General features: G+C 59.7%; 16 protein-coding genes and 2 pseudogenes. 13 read left to right on the forward strand and 5 right to left on the reverse strand.

All coding sequences use genetic code 11. From position 1 onward, the window contains the following. Positions 1-71 precede the first annotated feature (71 nt). From ggt to ACOI8A_RS19610, 4 genes are all read left to right on the forward strand, one after another. Positions 72-1,799 carry a gamma-glutamyltransferase gene (gene ggt / locus ACOI8A_RS19595; protein ID WP_420648940.1) on the forward strand — a complete coding sequence of 576 codons (1,728 nt, stop codon included), beginning with the start codon at positions 72-74 and terminating at the stop codon, positions 1,797-1,799. A gap of 63 nt (positions 1,800-1,862) precedes the next feature. Next, complete coding sequence (locus ACOI8A_RS19600) at positions 1,863-2,396, forward strand: cysteine hydrolase family protein (RefSeq protein WP_420648939.1); 534 nt, start codon at positions 1,863-1,865, stop codon at positions 2,394-2,396. A 35-nt stretch (positions 2,397-2,431) separates the two neighbouring features. Beyond that, the gene (locus tag ACOI8A_RS19605; protein ID WP_420651410.1) at positions 2,432-3,487 is read left to right on the forward strand and encodes a lysozyme inhibitor LprI family protein; all 1,056 of its coding nucleotides are present in this window, start codon (positions 2,432-2,434) and stop codon (positions 3,485-3,487) included. 142 nt (positions 3,488-3,629) lie between these two features. Further along, positions 3,630-5,075 (forward strand): SulP family inorganic anion transporter, encoded by a 1,446-nt coding sequence (locus tag ACOI8A_RS19610; RefSeq protein ID WP_420648937.1) that lies wholly within the window; start codon positions 3,630-3,632, stop codon positions 5,073-5,075. Between the two features lie 19 nt (positions 5,076-5,094). On the opposite strand, the gene ACOI8A_RS19615 is transcribed toward ACOI8A_RS19610, so the two are convergent. Next, the gene (locus tag ACOI8A_RS19615; RefSeq protein WP_420648936.1) at positions 5,095-5,613 is read right to left on the reverse strand and encodes a carboxymuconolactone decarboxylase family protein; all 519 of its coding nucleotides are present in this window, start codon (positions 5,611-5,613) and stop codon (positions 5,095-5,097) included. Positions 5,614-5,742: 129 nt separating this feature from the next. Here ACOI8A_RS19615 and ACOI8A_RS19620 point away from each other — a divergent pair, with 129 nt between their 5' ends. After that, positions 5,743-6,564, forward strand: coding sequence for a cupin domain-containing protein (locus ACOI8A_RS19620; protein WP_420648935.1), 822 nt, complete (start codon positions 5,743-5,745; stop codon positions 6,562-6,564). Between the two features lie 3 nt (positions 6,565-6,567). On the opposite strand, the gene ACOI8A_RS19625 is transcribed toward ACOI8A_RS19620, so the two are convergent. Next, positions 6,568-7,461, reverse strand: coding sequence for a DMT family transporter (locus tag ACOI8A_RS19625; protein ID WP_420648934.1), 894 nt, complete (start codon positions 7,459-7,461; stop codon positions 6,568-6,570). Between the two features lie 91 nt (positions 7,462-7,552). On the opposite strand from ACOI8A_RS19625, the gene ACOI8A_RS19630 reads away from it, so the two are divergent. Then, positions 7,553-8,884 carry a PLP-dependent aminotransferase family protein gene (locus tag ACOI8A_RS19630; RefSeq protein ID WP_420648933.1) on the forward strand — a complete coding sequence of 444 codons (1,332 nt, stop codon included), beginning with the start codon at positions 7,553-7,555 and terminating at the stop codon, positions 8,882-8,884. Between the two features lie 56 nt (positions 8,885-8,940). After that, a pseudogene (locus ACOI8A_RS19635) lies at positions 8,941-9,312 on the forward strand (c-type cytochrome); the annotation flags it as partial. Here the strand turns inward: ACOI8A_RS19635 and ACOI8A_RS19640 are convergent. Then, positions 9,294-10,181, reverse strand: coding sequence for a LysR substrate-binding domain-containing protein (locus ACOI8A_RS19640; protein ID WP_420648932.1), 888 nt, complete (start codon positions 10,179-10,181; stop codon positions 9,294-9,296). The pseudogene ACOI8A_RS19635 and the gene ACOI8A_RS19640 overlap by 19 nt on opposite strands. Before the next feature lie 160 nt (positions 10,182-10,341). On the opposite strand from ACOI8A_RS19640, the gene ACOI8A_RS19645 reads away from it, so the two are divergent. Together ACOI8A_RS19645 and ACOI8A_RS19650 are read left to right on the forward strand one after the other, a co-directional pair. Continuing rightward, positions 10,342-11,643 (forward strand): NAD(P)/FAD-dependent oxidoreductase, encoded by a 1,302-nt coding sequence (locus ACOI8A_RS19645; protein WP_420648931.1) that lies wholly within the window; start codon positions 10,342-10,344, stop codon positions 11,641-11,643. 49 nt (positions 11,644-11,692) lie between these two features. Then, positions 11,693-12,781 carry a polyamine ABC transporter substrate-binding protein gene (locus ACOI8A_RS19650; protein ID WP_420648930.1) on the forward strand — a complete coding sequence of 363 codons (1,089 nt, stop codon included), beginning with the start codon at positions 11,693-11,695 and terminating at the stop codon, positions 12,779-12,781. Here ACOI8A_RS19650 and ACOI8A_RS19655 read toward each other — a convergent pair whose 3' ends face one another. Then, positions 12,782-14,422, reverse strand: coding sequence for a sensor domain-containing diguanylate cyclase (locus ACOI8A_RS19655; protein WP_420648929.1), 1,641 nt, complete (start codon positions 14,420-14,422; stop codon positions 12,782-12,784). Positions 14,423-14,599: 177 nt separating this feature from the next. Between ACOI8A_RS19655 and ACOI8A_RS19660 the strand changes: the two genes are divergently transcribed. After that, positions 14,600-14,935, forward strand: coding sequence for a hypothetical protein (locus ACOI8A_RS19660; protein WP_420648928.1), 336 nt, complete (start codon positions 14,600-14,602; stop codon positions 14,933-14,935). Between the two features lie 82 nt (positions 14,936-15,017). Here ACOI8A_RS19660 and ACOI8A_RS19665 read toward each other — a convergent pair. After that, positions 15,018-15,377: pseudogene (locus ACOI8A_RS19665) on the reverse strand (phage infection protein); the annotation flags it as partial. Between the two features lie 225 nt (positions 15,378-15,602). On the opposite strand from ACOI8A_RS19665, the gene ACOI8A_RS19670 reads away from it, so the two are divergent. The 3 genes from ACOI8A_RS19670 to ACOI8A_RS19680 all read left to right on the forward strand — a co-directional run bounded on the left by ACOI8A_RS19670 (position 15,603) and on the right by ACOI8A_RS19680 (position 18,120). Next, positions 15,603-15,929 carry a low molecular weight protein tyrosine phosphatase family protein gene (locus ACOI8A_RS19670; RefSeq protein WP_420648927.1) on the forward strand — a complete coding sequence of 109 codons (327 nt, stop codon included), beginning with the start codon at positions 15,603-15,605 and terminating at the stop codon, positions 15,927-15,929. 179 nt (positions 15,930-16,108) lie between these two features. After that, positions 16,109-17,470, forward strand: coding sequence for an MATE family efflux transporter (locus tag ACOI8A_RS19675; RefSeq protein ID WP_420648926.1), 1,362 nt, complete (start codon positions 16,109-16,111; stop codon positions 17,468-17,470). 92 nt (positions 17,471-17,562) lie between these two features. Beyond that, complete coding sequence (locus ACOI8A_RS19680; RefSeq protein ID WP_420648925.1) at positions 17,563-18,120, forward strand: YceI family protein; 558 nt, start codon at positions 17,563-17,565, stop codon at positions 18,118-18,120. Positions 18,121-18,182: the final 62 nt, after the last annotated feature.

Raw genomic sequence — 18,182 nt, forward strand, 5'->3', positions numbered from 1 at the left:
TCGTAATCGCGACCATACTGGCTGTTGCTCTTGAAGCGTTTTCCTACCTAATAAAAAGAAGAGATCGACTCATGAAGTACGAACCTTTTGCCAAATCGCTGATTGCGACCTCGTTGGCCCTCAGTTGCCTCATGGCTCACGCCGCCTCGGTGGCACCGGTTGCCGCCGAAAACGGCATGGTGGTCACGGCCCAGCATCTGGCCAGCCACGTTGGCGTCGATGTTTTGAAGAGCGGCGGCAATGCCGTCGATGCGGCAGTCGCCGTGGGTTACGCGCTGGCGGTGGTTTACCCCGCCGCGGGCAACCTCGGTGGCGGCGGTTTCATGACCATTCAGCTGGCTGACGGGCGCAAGACCTTCCTCGACTTCCGCGAAAAAGCCCCGTTGGCCGCCACCGCCAATATGTACCTGGACAAGGAAGGCAACGTCATTCCCGAGCTGAGCACTCGCGGTCATCTGGCGGTCGGCATACCAGGCACCGTCTCGGGCATGGAAATGGCGCTGAGCAAATACGGCACCAAACCGCGCAAGGAAGTGATTGCCCCGGCGATCAAATTGGCTGAAGACGGCTTCGCGCTGGAGCAGGGCGATGTCGAGATGCTGGAATACGCCACCGATGTGTTCAAGAAGGACATCAAAGACTCCGGTGCGATTTTCCTCAGCAACGGCGAGCCAATGCAGGTCGGGCAGAAACTGGTGCAAAAGGATCTGGGCAAAACCCTGCGGGAAATTTCCGAGAAGGGCGCCGACGGGTTCTATAAAGGCTGGGTGGCCGACGCCATCGTCACCTCCAGTCAGGCCAACAAAGGCATCATCACTCAGGCCGACCTCGATAAATACAAGACCCGCGAACTGGCACCGGTGGAATGCGATTATCGCGGCTATCACGTGGTTTCAGCGCCACCTCCGAGCTCCGGCGGCGTAGTCATCTGCCAGATCATGAACATCCTCGAAGGCTATCCGATGAAGGATCTGGGCTTTCATTCGGCCCAGGGCATGCACTATCAGATCGAAGCCATGCGCCACGCGTATGTAGATCGCAACAGCTACCTCGGTGACCCGGATTTTGTGAAAAATCCGATCGAGCATCTGCTGGACAAGAACTACGCGACCAAGCTGCGCAACGCCATCGCCCCGCAGAAGGCCGGCGTGTCGGCCGAGCTGAAACCCGGTGTGGCACCGCATGAGGGCAGCAACACCACCCACTATTCGATTGTCGACAAGTGGGGCAACGCGGTATCGGTGACTTACACCCTCAACGACTGGTTCGGCGCGGGCGTGATGGCGAGCAAGACCGGGGTGATCCTCAACGATGAAATGGACGACTTCACCTCCAAGGTCGGCGTGCCGAACATGTACGGTCTGGTGCAGGGCGAGGCCAACGCCATCGCTCCGGGCAAGGCACCGCTGTCGTCGATGAGCCCGACCATCGTCACCAAGGACGGTAAAGTGGTCATGGTAGTCGGCACGCCGGGTGGCAGCCGCATAATCACCGCCACGCTGCTGACCATGCTCAACGTCATCGACTACGGCATGGGCTTGCAGGAAGCGGTCGATGCGCCGCGCTTCCATCAGCAGTGGATGCCGGAAGAAACCAATCTCGAAGACTTCGCCGCCAGTCCCGACACCAGGAAGCTTCTCGAGAGCTGGGGCCACAAGTTTGCCGGACCGCAGGACGCCAACCACATCGCGGCGATCCTCGTTGGCGCGCCATCGCTGGACGGTAAACCGGTAGGCAAAAACCGTTTCTACGGCGCCAACGATCCACGGCGCAATACCGGGTTGTCATTGGGTTACTGAGCAGCGTAAAAAGGGGGCGGGCACACCGCCCCTGACTCAAGGTTCGATCAAGGAAGGCTCACCATGACCACCGCATTGCTGATCATCGATGTCCAGCGCGCCCTGTGCTCCGGCGAATACGAGTGCCACGACATCAAACGGGTGATCGACACCATCAACGGCCTCAGCGCTCGGGCACGCACAGCGGGCATTCCGGTTGTTGTGATTCAGCATAATGAGAAGGACAGCCCCTTGGCTCACGGCGCCGAAGGCTGGCAACTCGCTGATGGTTTGAACACCGCGCCCGGCGATCTGCGCGTGGATAAAACCGCCAATGATTCGTTCTACCAGACCAACCTTTCGAAACTGATTCCCCGTGAAGACTTTGATCGTCTGGTGATCTGCGGTCTGCAAACCGATTACTGCGTGAATGCCACGGTGCGCCAGGCCCATCAACTGGGTTATGACGTGGAACTGGCGTCAGATGCGCATTCCACCATCGACAACGGCAACATGAGTGCCGAAGACATCATTGCCGAGCACAACAAGGATCTGGCGCACTTGACCGGATCTGTTGCGCGGATCGATGTGAAACCAGCGGCACAAATCACCTTCTGAAAATCTGCGCAATTGCTCCCTGAATGACGTCGGGGGTGGCTGAAGGCATACTGCCGCCGCCCGAAGAATGGAATCTGCCGATGCTCACTTTTACATTGCGTCACGCGCTGTGCGTGACGTCCCTCGCTTTTGTCTCCGTTACCCACGCCAGCAGTTTTGATTGCGCCAGTGCTGCCAGTCCTGTTGAAAAAGCGATTTGTGCGGATCCGTACCTTTCGGACCTGGACGAGAAGCTCGGTGCGGTCTGGAAATCGACGCTGGCGAAAGTCGCAGATCCGACAGCGTTGAAGGCCAGTCAGCGGCAATGGCTGAAGAATCGCAGTGCTTGCGGCCAGGAGCCTGCCTGCTTACGGCGCGATTACCTGATGCGTCTCACCGAACTTGAATACGCCACCAAGCCGTTCAATTGGAACGCCACCTGGCAACGCATCCCCGGCACTCCCTCATCGGGCGCAACGCTGAACACCAAGCAGCTCGACACCACGCATATCTCGTTCGATATTTCGGTGGCGGAGGGTGGTAATTCTGGCGATCTGGATGGCGTCGCGTTATTGAAGGGCAGCCAGGCCAATTACGTCGAAGGGCAATGTGCAGTGAGTTTCACTGCGGTCAACGGAATACTCAACGTGACGCAGGATGGTTCCGACGGCGAGTGCAGCGCGGGAATGGGGGTTTATTACTCCGGCACCTATGTGGCCTCTGACCAACCGTTACAGCTCGATTACGATTTGCTCTCACTCGGTTTGGCCCGCTCCTCTCAGGAAAACGCCGCATTGCACGCTTTGCTCAAGAATGACTATCAGAGACTGGTGGATCTTTCCGGCTCGATGATGGAGGGCGACCCGAGCGCAGATGTCCCGGGAAGTCGGATCGTCAGAATGTGGGTGCGTGGTCTCGGGGCTACGTCAATTTTGATGAGCACTCCCGACGCTCGGCTTTGGGTGATGTTGATGACCTACGATGTGCAGGGTAACCCCCGTGTCCGTTACTACACCAACGTTTCGCAATGGAAGGGACGTCTGCCCGATGTCATGCAGGCATGGCACAAAGATACCTATGACGGAACCCTGCCGCTCGACTTCATGCCCTGACCCTTCAAGTCGCAAACTAAAGCGCAACGTATCTCAGTCGGCGATCACTGGCCCGCACCCACGCATTTGCGTAACATCCGCAACCCTCTTTTCTCCGCGAATTTCAGCGACCGCGCTCGTCGGTCGCTCTGTCAGGTAAGCCATGAAACCGATTCGTCTGCGCGCCGATGTCCTGGCCGGACTCACTACCTCGTTTGCCCTGTTGCCCGAATGCATTGCATTTGCGCTGGTGGCGCACCTCAATCCGCTGATGGGCCTGTATGGCGCGTTCATCATTTGTACGCTGACCGCGTTGTTTGGCGGTCGGCCGGGCATGGTGTCGGGCGCGGCCGGTTCGATGGCGGTGGTGATCGTTGCGCTGGTGGTGCAGCAGGGCGTGCAGTATCTGCTGGCGACGGTGTTGCTCGGCGGTTTGATCATGATGGCGTTCGGGTTGTTGCGCCTGGGCAAACTGGTGCGCATGGTGCCGCACCCGGTAATGCTGGGTTTCGTCAACGGTCTGGCGATCATTATTGCGCTGGCGCAACTGGAGCATTTCAAAAGCGGCGAGCAGTGGCTCAGCGGCACGCCGTTGTACCTGATGACCGGGCTGGTGCTGCTGACCATGGCCATCGTCTACATCCTGCCGCGCCTGACCCGCGCCGTGCCGCCGGCATTGGTGGCGATCCTCGGCGTCGGTCTGTTGGTCTACCTGTTTGGCCTGCCGACGCGCACCTTGGGTGACATGGCGCACATTGCCGGTGGTCTGCCGACGTTCGCGCTGCCGGACATCCCGTGGAATTTCGAAACCTTGCGCATCATCGCGCCCTACGCGATTTTGATGGCCATGGTCGGCCTGCTGGAAACCCTGCTGACGCTGAATCTGACCGACGAAATCACCGAAACCCGTGGCTATCCGGATCGCGAATGCGTGGCGCTCGGCGCGGCGAATATGGTCTCGGGTATGTTCGGTGGCATGGGTGGTTGCGCGATGATCGGCCAGACCGTGATCAACCTCAGTTCCGGCGGGCGCGGGCGCTTGTCCGGCGTGGTTGCGGGCGTGCTGATTCTGCTGTTCATCCTGTTTCTGTCGCCGCTGATCGAGCGCATTCCGCTGGCGGCGCTGGTCGGCGTGATGTTCGTGGTGTCGCAGCAGACCTTCGCCTGGGCCTCGTTGCGCGTGCTCAACAAAGTGCCGCTCAACGACGTGCTGGTGATCATCGCCGTCACCACCATCACGGTGTTCACCGATCTTGCGACAGCGGTGTTGTGCGGGATCATCATCGCAGCGCTGAACTTTGCCTGGCAGCAGGCGCGCGAGTTATATGCGGATGAACATCTGCAAGCCGACGGCAGCAAGCTCTATCGCCTGCACGGCACGCTGTTTTTCGCCTCGACCACACCGTTTCTCAACCAGTTTGATCCGGCCAGCGATCCTGATCGGGTGACGCTGGATTGCCGGCATTTGAGTTTTGTCGATTATTCGGCGATTGCTGCGCTGAAAACCCTGCGTGAACGCTACGAGAAGGCTGGCAAGCATTTACAGGTGTTTCATCTGTCGGAACGCTGCAAGAAACTGCTCAAACGTGCCGGGGTTGATCACGAGTGAGATCAACCCCAGTCACTGATCAGGCATCGATGGCGGGGAAGTCGATGTCGGTCAGGGCGACGTTGTTGAGGTAATTGGTCAGCGTCTGCGCGGCGACGATGGCGATTACTTCGATGATCTTCTTGTCGTCGATACCCGCTGCGCGTGCGGCCGAAATCTGCTCGGCGCTCAAGTGTCCACGGGTTTCAGTCAATTGTTGGGCGAGGGCGGCGAAGGCATTCAGCCGACCGTGTCGTGCTTCGACAATTTCCTCCCCGGACAGCCCGGCCTTACCGCCAAAAAAAGTGTGCGCCGCGAGGCAGTAGTCGCAGCCGTTGACCTGCGAGGTGGCGAGATACACCGCTTCTTTTTCCTTGGCGCTCAGCGAGGTTTTGCCTAGCGTGGCGGAGATCTGCACGTAGGCATCCAGTGCTACCGGCGCGGTGGCCAGGGTGGCGAACAGGTTCGGCAGAAAGCCGATTTTCTTTTGCACGCCTTCAAGCACGGTGCGGGTGGCGTCGGTAGTGGTTTCGAGGCTGACTGGGCTGATGCGGCTCATGATGATTCTCCGAAAATCCGACGCGAAGTGCGCCGGGGATGGAGCCATGTTATGCACCGCGGCTGGTGCTTTGGCGGCATATCGTCGATGATATGCGACAGATCGTCCAAACCTGCCGGGGAATCATCCATGGATCGCCTGTCGACCTTGCTCAGTCATTTCGGCGTCAATGCCGGCACCTTCCATAGCGGGACTTTCTGCGGTATCAGCGCTTACGGCGGCGAGCAAACATGCGGGCATGTGCACTTGTTGCAGGCTGGCGAGTTGTTGCTGAAGCCGGGCAATGAGCCGCAAATCACCCTGAATCAACCGACACTGATTTTCTTTCCGCGACCGTTTGCCCATCGGCTGTTCGCCGACGAAGCGATGGGTACGCAACTGGTCTGTGCATCGCTGACCTTCGACGGCGGTGCCGGCAACGCGTTGGCGGCGGCGCTGCCGGATTACCTGGTGCTGAAACTCGCTGACATTCCTGAACTCGGCAGCACGCTGGAATGGCTGTTCAAGGAAGCGTTCGACGGACATTGCGGGCGCGAAGCGGTGATGGATCGGCTGTTCGAACTGCTGGTGATTCTGTTGTTGCGGCACATCATCAGCAGTCGCGATCAACGTCCTGGAATGATGGCGGGGCTGGCCGATCCACGACTTTCCCGTGCCCTGAGCTTGATGCATGAGCAACCGGCCAAAGCCTGGAGTGTTGCCGAACTGGCGGCCGTCGCGAACTTGTCGCGCGCCGGTTTTGCCGAGCAATTTCGCCGGGTGGTGGGGCAGACGCCGCTGGATTATCTGTTGAGCTGGCGCGTCAGCCTCGCGCAGAAACGTCTGCGCGAAGGCCGGCCGATTGCGCTGATTGCCGAAGAGGTCGGCTACGAAAGTCCTTCGGCGCTGGCCCGGGCATTTCGGCGCAAGACCGGGTTGAGTCCGCGTGAATGGAAGGCCAGCGCCAGTTGAGGGCTACCTGGCGAACTTCTTCGCCCCGGCCACGCACAGAATCACCCCCAAAGTGACCCCCAGCATGCCGAGGCTGACCTGCTCATGTAGCAACGTCGCCGCCAGCGCCAGACCGAAAAACGGCTGCAGTAACTGCAATTGCCCGACCGCCGCAATCCCGCCCTGCGCCAGCCCGCGATACCAGAACACAAACCCGATCAACATGCTGAACAGCGAGACGTAGCCAAGGCACACCCACGCCGAAACGCTGATACCGCTGAACGAAGCGGGTGCGAGCCACAGACTGAGCACGGCCATCACTGGCAACGCCAACACCAGCGCCCAGCAAATCACCTGCCAGCCACCGAGAGCGCGCGAAAGTTTTGCGCCTTCGGCGTAACCGAGGCCGCACGCGATAATCGCAGCCAGCATCAGCAAATCACCGGTGGGCGAGGCGCTCAGTCCCTGGGAAACAGCGAAACCGACCACCAGCGCGCTGCCCAATACCGAAAAGATCCAGAACACCGGTCGCGGCCGTTCACCGCCGCGCAGCACGGCGAAAATCGCGGTGGACAGCGGCAGCAATCCTACAAACACAATCGAATGTGCTGACGTCACGTATTGCAGCGCCAGTGCCGTGAGCAACGGAAAACCGAGCACCACGCCCAGCGCCACGATCAATAACGACAGCCACTGATTGCGCGCCGGGCGCCGTTCACGGAACGCCCACAACAAGCACAGCGCCAAGACGCCGGCGATGGTCGCGCGCAGAACAGTGAGAAACACCGGATCGAACTCCAGCACCGCAAGTCGGGTTGCCGGCAGCGATCCACTGAAAATCAGCACGCCGATAAAGCCATTGATCCAGCCGCTGGTTTTTTCCAGGGCCGGGTTGGTCAGGTTCGATGTTCGTTCCATTCGAAGTCGTGCTCGGTTGTGGGGTTGCGCAGGTTCGATCCTATGGCTGAGAATCAGGACAATCAAAGAATTGTCATGGATACACCTCGACATGCCGCGCTCCCGTTACAAGACCCTGGTCGACACTTACGCCGCGGACATTCGTTCCGGGCAACTGGCACCAGGCACGCGCCTGCCAACCCATCGGCAACTGGCAGCCAGCGAAGGTCTGGCGCTGGTGACTGCTTCGCGGGTTTACGCCGAGCTGGAGGCCATGGGCCTGGTCAGCGGCGAAACCGGGCGTGGCACGTTTGTGCGCGAGACATCGTTGTCGACGGGGCAGGGCATTGATCAGAAAGACGTGGCGGTCGGGATGATCGACCTGAATTTCAACTACCCGTCATTGCCGGGGCAGGCTGATCTGCTGCGCACTGCGTTGCGTCAGTTGGCGTTGTCCGGCGACCTCGAAGCACTGCTGCGCTATCAGCCTCATGCCGGACGCCAGCACGAACGAGCCTCGGTCGCCCGGCATTTGCAAACGCGCGGATTGAGTGTCGAGGCCGAGCAGGTGTTGATCGTCAACGGCGCCCAGCAGGGTTTGGCGGTAACGCTGATGGCGTTGCTCAAACCCGGTGACGTGATCGCCGCTGACGCCCTGACCTATTCGGGGTTCAAGGTGCTGGCCGAAGCGCTGCATCTGGAGCTGGTGGCGATTCCTGTCAGCGCTGATGGCCCGGATTTGGCCGCCCTGGAAAAACTCTGCCGTAGCCGACCGGTGCGTGCGGTTTACAGCATGCCGACCCTGCACAATCCGCTGGGTTGGGTGATGTCGCGGGCGCAGCGTGAAGAGCTGGTGTCCGTTGCCCGTCGGCATGATCTGACCATAATCGAAGACGCGGCCTACGCGTTTCTGGTCGATAACCCACCGCCGCCGTTGGCCGACCTCGCGCCGGAGCGGACGGTTTACGTATCGGGTCTGTCGAAAAATATTGCCACCGGTTTACGTGTAGGTTTTATCGCCGCGCCAGTGCCGATGGTGCCAGCGCTGGAGCGGATTATCCGCGCAACCACTTGGAATACGCCGGGCGTGATGACCGCTATCGCCTGCGGCTGGCTCGACGATGGCACTGTCATCGCGCTGGAAGCGCAGAAACGCAGCGATGCTCGGGCACGGCAGGCGCTGGCCGCCGAAATCCTCAAAGGCTTGCCGACCATTGGCCATCCGTCCTCGTATTTCGTCTGGCTGCCGTTGCCGGAAGATGTGCGGGCGGATCAGGTCGTGGTCGAGTTGATGCAGGCGCAGGTTTCGGTGACCAGCGCGGAGCCATTCACCGTATCGGCCCATGTCCCACATGCAATTCGCCTTGCGTTGGGGTCGGTGGATATGGATGTGTTGCGCGAGGCGTTGAGCAAAGTCCGGCAGATTGTCGGTGCGTATCTGTAGGTCGCCCTGACAAAGTTGTTACCCTTGCACCGCCGATTTACTGATCCGGAACCCTGATGAAAAGCTTTGCCTTCTTGATTTTCTTCAACGCCTGCCTGCTCAGCACCCCAGCCCTAGCGGTTGGCGACGCGGAGGCCGGCAGCAAAATCTTTCCGCGCCTGTGCGGCGGCTGCCATCAGGTCGGCGAATCCGCCCGCCCGGGATTCGGCCCGGTGCTCAATGACATCTTCGGCCGAGCTGCCGGGACATCGGCGAACTATGTCTATTCCGACGCGATGAAAAACTCCGGCGTGACTTGGGATACCGCGACCTTGACGGCGTATCTGCAAGATCCGAAAGGCGTGGTGCCGGGCACGCGGATGATTTTCTGGGGGCTGAGTGATCAGGAGAAGATTGATAATTTGCTGGCTTATTTACAGTCGTTTTCCGCCTTGCCGGCAAACCATTCCAGCACTACCCCACATGCCGGATGCGACGAAGCCGCAGGCTGCAAACACAGCGAATAAATCCCCCCGGTTTTCAGCGGCTGGCCAAACGGCACCACCAACACGCCGCGTTCAAGGGATTCCGCCGCGAGCGTCATGTCCGTCACGGCCACGCCCAATCCGCGTGCCGCTGCATCCAGTGCCAACTCATCGAGGTTGAACGGGATGTGCCGGTAATCCTCCAGCGCTTTGCCGTCGTTGGCTGCCAGCCATTCAATCCACGCTTGCCGATCCGCCGAGCGGTGCAGCAATGGGAAACGCAGCAGATCTTCCACCGAGCGCGGCGCCCCGGCCAGGGTTGGCGCGCACACCGGCACCAGCGTTTCCTGAAACAACGTCAGGCAATCGGCAGCGTTGGACGGCGTCGGCAAATAAAGGATGTACGCATCGCTGTCGCTGGCCGGCTCAACGACTTCAGTGGCGACGGTTTCAATTGCCAGCGATACCTCGGGATGACGCAGATAAAAGTCGCTGAGTTTTGGCAACAGCCAACGTACCGCCAACGACACATGCATGCGAATGCGGAACGGGCGCTTCTGCGGGGCGAGGCGCTCTTCCAGGGTTTTCAGTTCAGCGAGGATGTTGCGCGCGCTGGCCAGTACCTGTTCGCCTTCCGGGGTCAGGCGCAGGCTGCGGCTGGTACGCAGGAACAGCGCGACATTGAAATGACTTTCCAGTTGCTGAATCTGCCGGCTGACGGCGCTTTGGGTCAGACACAGCTTCTGCGCGGCCTGGGTGAAGCTGCCGGAGTCGGCGACTTCCACCAGCGCTTGCATGGCTTGCAGGGACGGGACGTGACGAATTTTATCCATGCGCTTTCGGAATGGCTCGATAATTTTATAACGTTGGTTGGCGCTGCAAAGACCTAATAGATTCTAGCTCTGGCGGCGATGTTCACCACCTGCGCATGCGATTCACGCATGGCGAGGGACAGAAGGCAAGCCGCCGAACGACAGTCGAATGAGGTGTTGCATGGAAAACGTATGTGGCTGGATCGCTCAGACCGAAAAGTCTCCGGCACGCGGTCGCCTGAGTGGCGCGCAGAAGGCTGACTGGCTGGTGATTGGCGCCGGCATCACTGGGCTCAGTGCCGCGCATAACCTGGCTGAAATGCACCCTCAGGCGCGCATCGTGGTGGTCGATCGGCAGCGCGCGGCGCAGGGCGCTTCCGCGCGCAACTCGGGTTTCGTCGTGGCCCACGAACATCCGGCCGAAAGCGAGCTGATCGACGTGGCCGGGTACGCCGGATTTGAAATCGACACCGGCATTTCCCGTGCGGCGAGCGAAGAAGTGCGCCAGCGTATCGCCCGGCATGCCATCGACTGCGATTTCCGTGACAGCGGTTACTTCTTCGCGGTGAATGATCCGGCCAAACTCAATCAGGTCGGCACCAAACTGGCCACGCTGCGGGCACTTGGCGCCAGCGCAGAATTTCTTGAGGGTGAGCAACTGAGTGGCAAACTCGGGACTGCTCACTATCAAGCGGCGATCTGGTGCGGAAATGGCAATGCATTGTTGCAACCGGCCAAGTACGTGCAAGGTTTGCTTGACGCGCTTCCAGCCAATGTCACCGTGTTCGAAGACACCGATATCACGGGTCTGGAACGCCTGAGCCAAGGACGTCTGCGCGCCAATAGCACCGAAGGCAGCATCGAGGCTCAACGCGTATTGGTCTGCCTCAACGCTTTCATTCCGCGGGTCGGCATCGCCGACAGCGCCACATTTCCCATGGAACTCAGCGCCAGTCTTACCCGCCCGCTCAGCGATCAAGAATTTCAAGCCATCGGCGCTCCAGAGCCCTGGGGCGTGCTCTCGACCCGGCCGCTTGGCGCCACCGTACGGCTGACGCCGGATCGCCGGGTGATGATCCGCAACACCGCCGAATACCGCACGCGCGACCTGTCCAACAGCGACCTCGCATTACGCCAGCAACACCATGTGCGTGGTCTGCAACGGCGTTTTCCGTTTCTCGGTGCACAAGACATTCAGTACACCTGGACCGGTCACTTGAGTGCGACGCGCAGTGGTCAGGCGTATTTCGACCGGGTGGAAGAGGGCGTGTTTGCCGTCGCCGGGTGCAACGGTTCGGGCGTGGCGCGCGGCACTTTGTGGGGGCGGTTGCTGGCGGAACTGGCGTCGGGCGTCGACTCGCCATTGCTGCAACAGGTGATGCAACGCGCCGAACCCGGCTGGCTGCCGCCGCGCCCGTTTTTCGATATCGGTGCCATGCTGCGTATGCGCGTGGAGGCCGTCAGGGCCAGAAGCGAAATCTGAATTTCAGCAGTCCGGACAACAACAAAAAACTCAACCCAGGTGACAGAACATGCGCATCCACACACTCTCGCTGGCGGTCTTGCTTGCTACAGGTTCGACGGCCGCGTTCGCGGAAGAAACCGTCAACATCTCCAACTGGAACGGCTACATCGCCGATGACACCCTGGTCAGTTTCACCAAGGCTACCGGGATCAAGGCCACTTACGACATCCACGACAGCAATGAAGTGCTCGAATCGAAGTTGATGACCGGCAACACCGGTTACGACGTGGTCAGCCCGTCCAACCACTTCTTGTCGCGGCTGATCAAGGCCGGAGCGATCCAGAAACTCGACAAGTCGCAACTGTCGAACTGGAAAAACCTCGACCCGGTATTGCTGAAAAAACTTGAGGTCAACGACCCCGGCAACCAGTACGGCTATCCGTACATGTGGGGCACGGCGGGCATCGGTTACAACGTCGAGAAGATCAAGGCGATATTCGGCAACACCGACATTACCAAGTCGTGGAAGCTGTTTTTCGACGAAGACAACATCAAGAAATTGAGCCAGTGCGGTGTGGCGATCATCGACAACCCGACCCAGGTGTTGCCGATCACCCTCAACTATCTGGGCCTGCCAGCGCACAGCCATGAACCGGCCGATTACAAAAAAGCTGAACAGGCGCTGCTGAAAATCCGCCCGTACGTGCAGTACTTCCATGCGTCGAAGTACATCAGCGATCTGGCCAACGGCAACATCTGCGCGGTGATCGGCTTCAACGGTGATGTGGTTCAGGCAGCGGCGAGTGCCAAGGAAGCCAAGAACGGAATCGACATCGCCTATTCGATTCCTGACGAAGGCACGACCTTGTGGTTTGACATGGTGGTCATGCCCAAAAGCGCACCGCATGAAAAGAACGGCTACACCTACATGAACTACCTGCTGGAACCCAAGGTGATCTCCAACATCAGCAACAGCATTCACTACGCCAACCCCAACGCGGCGGCCGATGAATTCGTGACCCCGGCGGTGAAAGAAGATCCGGCGATTTATCCGCCGAAGAGCGTGATGGAGAGGTTGTTCACCGTGGAAGAGTTGCCGGCATCGATTGCCCGGTTGAGCACGCGGCTGTGGACCAAACTGAAAACCAATACCTGATCAAGCGACCTGATTGCGACCCGCGGCTTTCGCTTGATACAGCTGCTGGTCCGCGCGTTTGATCAGCGCGGTCTGGTTGTTGTCGGCAGGGTCGGCCAGGCCCACGCCAATGCTCACCGTCAGATGTCCGACCACAGGAAAAAGCGCCCCGGCGACCGCTGCACGAATCTTTTCGGCGACGGTGTCGGGGCTGTCTGGTTTGGCGATTTCCGGCAGCAGAACAGCGAACTCTTCGCCACCGTATCGGGCGACGAAATCGGTGGTGCGGGTAGTCGACTGAATCAATTGCGCCAATTGCTGCAGCACTTCATCACCCACCGCGTGCCCGTGGCTGTCGTTGATCCGCTTGAAGTGGTCGGCATCGATCAACAGCAGTGCGAACGGTCGGCCGGTGCGGCGAAACAGCAGGCTGTATTCGGTAAGCTTTTCGTCGAAGCGCCGGCGGTTGAATACGCCGGTCAGGGCATCGTGGGTCGCCAGCTGCAACAACTCGGCGTTGGCCTGGGTGAGGGCGGCGGTACGTTGCGCGACAGTCGCTTCCAGCGAAGCGTTGGCTTCTTGCAGTTCGCGCTCCTTGCCGAGCAGCGATTGAGTCATGGCATCGATGGACTGACCGAGCTGAGCAATCTCCCGCACTGGATGGTGCAACTGGAAATGCGCCCCCGGCTGGTTGTTCTGCACCTGTTTGGCCGACCGCGCCAATTGCTCGATCGGGCGGCTTAGATAAAGCGCCAGGTAATAGGCGACCAAGCCGAACACCACCGCAGCCACGACCCCCAGCAGCAATAATTTATAGAGCAGCAATCGCGCCGGTTGCAGCGCGGCCTCCAGTGGCTGACGCACGGCAATCGACCACGACAACGCGGTACTCGACGGCGTGGGTACCGTCACCATGCTGGTCAGAAAACCATTGCCGACGGTCCAGCCCTGCGACTTCGGATCGCTTGCGGGCAGTTGCTCACCGACCAGTGCTTCGGGGTATAGGACTTTGCCGTCGTGATCGATGATCAACGCTTCGATGTCCGCTGCCGCGCCCTTGTGCGAAACCGCCGAATCGACGATCCGCGTGACCCAGCTCCAGTGCGCGTGGGCACCCAGCACACCGATGACCTGACCTTCGGCGTTGTGGATCGGCGCGGCGAAATCGATGAAACGCAGCGGCTCGCCATTGGGTAAGCCCGGCAGTAGTTTGGCCAGGAGAACTGCTTCATGCGGGTCGCCGGTGTATTCGCTGCGCATCCCGGCCTGAAACCATGGTCGCTGCTGCACTGACTGGCCAACCAGCAAACCGTTCACCGCCTGATGCACCTTGCCCTCGGCATCGACCACGCCCATCCACGCATATTCGGCACGCGCCCGAGTGCGCAACTCCATTGAAGTGAGAATCGCCGGATTGTCCAGATTGCCGCGCTCCAGATGCGGTGCGCGGCTGAGCAAGTAAACCTCCAATTGCCGCTCGCGCAACTGCTCACCCAGCAACACGGCGGCCGAGCGCGCGGTGCTCAACAGCGCATTGCCGCTGGCCTGCTTCATCTGTTCGGTGGCGATGTGGCCGACGTAGAAACCCACGCTCAACAGCGTCAGCAGGGAGAGACCGGCAAACCAGAGTGTCAGGTGGCTACGCAGGCTGGCTTTGATCATGGGCAGGACGATTCTGTCTGATTGGCGTGGCCGCATGGTATGCGCAATCGGCGGTGCAGGGCCAGTAACGCAATTTCAACAAACGTATCAAGCCGATACCAACGCCCGGACGCGTCCGGTAAAGTGTGCGCCGCCCGAGAGATGGATCCCGGGCGTTTCCTCATGGAGTTTTTTGCAGTGAAATACCTCAGCAAAGTAGCCGCCACCGCACTGTTCGGTGTGGTTCTGGCAGGTTGCACCGGCACCCCGATGAACACCAAACAATACGACAGCAGCCAGTACACCGTGCTGGGCCACAGCGAAGCCACCGCTACCGGCCTGCTGCTGTTCGGCGTGATCCCGATCCAGCAGAACAGCCGCTTCGTCCGCGCGCAGAACGCTGCGATCAAAGCCAAGGGCGGCGACGCCATGATCAACACCCAAGTCCAGGAAAACTGGTTCTGGGCCTGGGTCCTGACCGGCTACACCACCAAGATTTCCGGTGACGTGGTCAAGCTGAAAACCGTGCAGTAAGCGACGGTCCAGACGCAAAAAAGCCCGGCTGATCAGGCCGGGCTTTTTATTGGGTGCTGCGCTGGAACGAAGTATTCAATCAGGCAACGCGGCGTTCGATCAGACGATCCGAACCACCTTCAGCAACGCGGCGTTCGATCAGACGATCCGAACCACCTTCAGCCACACGGCGTTCGATCAGACGATCCGAACCGCCTTCAGCAACACGGCGTTCGATCAGACGATCCGAACCACCTTCAGCCACACGGCGTTCGATCAAACGATCCGAGCCACCTTCAGCCACACGGCGTTCGATCAGACGATCCGAACCACCTTCAGCCACACGACTTTCAATCAACCGATCCGAGCCGCCTTCGGCGACCGTGGTGCTTGAGTGAGTAGCGGCAAAAGCGTTCAGTGCAAAAACCGAGAAAGCGATGCTGAGGATGATTTGGCGTTTCATGATCGTGTGCTCCGGGGTGTTGTTGGTTGGTATGGAGCCGATCTTACGCCCGGAATTTTTTATGAGAACTTCATTGGCGTGATGATGACTATCGACGCCGGCAATGACAGCCAGAATCCCGATTGGACACCTCGACCTCTGGCAGACATGATTGGGCTTTCAAGGATGAGATCAGATCAGTGATCTGTTCACTGATGCGATACAAAAACGGTACGGAGTTAGCCGATGTTGAAGGTTCTGTTCATTTGTAGCCAAAACCGCCTGCGCAGTCCTACCGCCGAACGACGGTTCGCGGATTGGGCTGGCGTGGAAACAGCTTCGGCAGGCGTCAATCTTGATGCGGACGTTCCGGTCAGTTCCGAACTGCTGCAGTGGGCGGACCTGATCTGTGTCATGGAACCAATGCATCGCCAAAAACTTTCTGCTCGATTTCGCTCCGACCTGGCCAACAAACATATCGTTTGTCTGCATATTCCAGATGAGTACGACTATATGGAGCCTGCGCTGATTAAATTGCTGGAGGAGAGCGTTATCCGCTATCTGCCCACCTGAGCCAGACTCACAAATCCGTTAGCAATTTTTTACCGAGTAAATCAGAAGGTCTCAATGACGCAACCGACCTCAGGCGGTTTGCGTCCAGACGCGTCCTCGACCTCGTCATTCGCCTCGGACAAGCTACCGGCTATCTAGCGTAATATCCTTGGCATCTCCCACCCCGAGACGGATCTTCAATGCAAACCCCAACCCCCGCCAACCACCCCCTCTGGAAAACCTACCTGCTGTTCCTCGCCCCGATGGTCCTGTCGAACTTTCTGCAATCGATGTCCGGCACGATCAACAGTATCTACATTGGTCAGATGCTCGGGACGCAGGCGTTGGCGGCGGTTTCGGGGATGTTTCCGGTGGTGTTCTTCTTCATCGCGCTGGTGATCGGTCTCGGCGCCGGGGCCGGGGTGTTGATCGGGCAGGCGTGGGGCGCGCGCGAGACGCATATGGTCAAGGCCATTGCGGGGGCAACGCTATTGCTCGGGGTGTTGATCGGGTTGGTCGCGGCGGTCTTGGGCAGTGTGTTTGCGCGCTCGGCGTTGCAGGGGCTGGGGACGCCGGCGGATGTGCTGGATGATGCGGTGGCCTACGCGCACGTGATGATGTGGATCTTGCCGTCGTTGCTGGTGTTCGTGTTGTTCACGCAATTGCTGCGCGGGGTCAGCGATACGCTTACGCCGCTGCTGGCGCTGGTGGTGTCGACCTGCGTTGGACTGGCGCTGACGCCGGCGCTGATCCGTGGCTGGTTCGGTTTGCCACAGATGGGCATTCAGAGTGCGGCATATGCCGGTTTGGCGGGGAACCTCGCGGCGATGGCGTGGCTGTCGTGGCGTTTGATTCGTACGAGCCATCCGCTGGCGCCGGATCGAGAATTTTTCAGATCACTGCGTCTGGACGGGGCAATTCTCGGCAAGGTATTGCGCATTGGTCTGCCGACCGGGGTGCAGATGATCGTGCTGTCACTGTCGGAGCTGGTGATTCTTGCGCTGGTCAACCAGCACGGTTCGCAAGCGACCGCCGCGTATGGCGCGGTGACGCAGATCGTCAATTACGTGCAGTTTCCGGCGCTGTCGATTTCGATCACCGCGTCGATCCTCGCCGCTCAGGCGATTGGCGCCGGACGGCTGGAGCGCATGGGGCCGATTCTGCGCACCGGGTTGTGGATCAACGTATGCCTGACGGGTGGTCTGATCGTGCTCGGTTACCTGCTGTCGCACTGGCTGCTGGGCTTGTTCCTCACTGAGGATTCGACGCGGGTGATGGCTGAGCATCTGCTGCACATCATGCTCTGGAGTCTGTTGGTGTTCGGCTTCCAGGCGATCATCGGCGGGATCATGCGCGCCAGTGGCACGGTGTTGGTGCCGATGGCGATTGCGATTGTCTGCGTGGTTGGCGTGCAATTGCCGGCCGCATACTGGCTGGATGGGCACTTTGGATTGCAGGGTGTGTGGATGGCGTTTCCGGTGGCGTATCTGGGCATGCTGGTGTTGCAGACGCTGTATTACAAAGTGGTTTGGCAGCATCAGAAGATCCAGCGCCTGGTTTGACGACCTTCACGCGGGCCTGATTTCGGACTGGCGATACCGGCGGATGTTTGCTTAAGTCAACCGAGGCGCCAATTGCACGCCGGAGAAATCCCATGTCGATCCGATTGTTGCTGGCCGCCGCATGTTGCCTGATCGTCATGCCAGCGGCGCAGGCGGGCGAGTACACCCGCGTCAATGCCACCGCCAGCCAGATCAGTTTCACCTACAACCAGATGGGCTCGCGGATGTACGGCACTTTTGGCAAGTTCGACGCGACCCTCGAATTCGATACCGCCAATCTCGCTAACGCCCGCACCACCCTGCACATCGACCTGACCAGCATCGATGCCGGCAGCGACGACGCCAACACAGAGCTGGTGAAACCGGCGTGGTTCGATACGGCGAAATTCCCGGTGGCAGTCTTCGAATCAACTCGATTCAGCCAGGTCAGCGACAACCGATATCTGATCGTCGGCCAACTCACACTAAAAGGCGTCACCCGCGAAGTGCAGGTGCCGGTGGAACTGAAACCGGGCAACGCCATTGGCATCTTCGATGGCGAACTGGTGCTCAAGCGCGACGAGTTCGGCCTCGGTACGGGGGAGTGGGCGGACAGCGTGGTGTCCAAGGACATTGCGATCAAGTTCAAGGTTGTCGCACCGCAGCAGTGAGGCCGCTCGGTCTGGAACGCACAGGCGCGGTATGATGGCCGGGTTTTCCGCCGGAGTCCGTT

The sequence above is a fragment of the Pseudomonas sp. P4795 genome, from assembly GCF_048822895.1.
Classification (GTDB): Bacteria; Pseudomonadota; Gammaproteobacteria; order Pseudomonadales; family Pseudomonadaceae; genus Aquipseudomonas.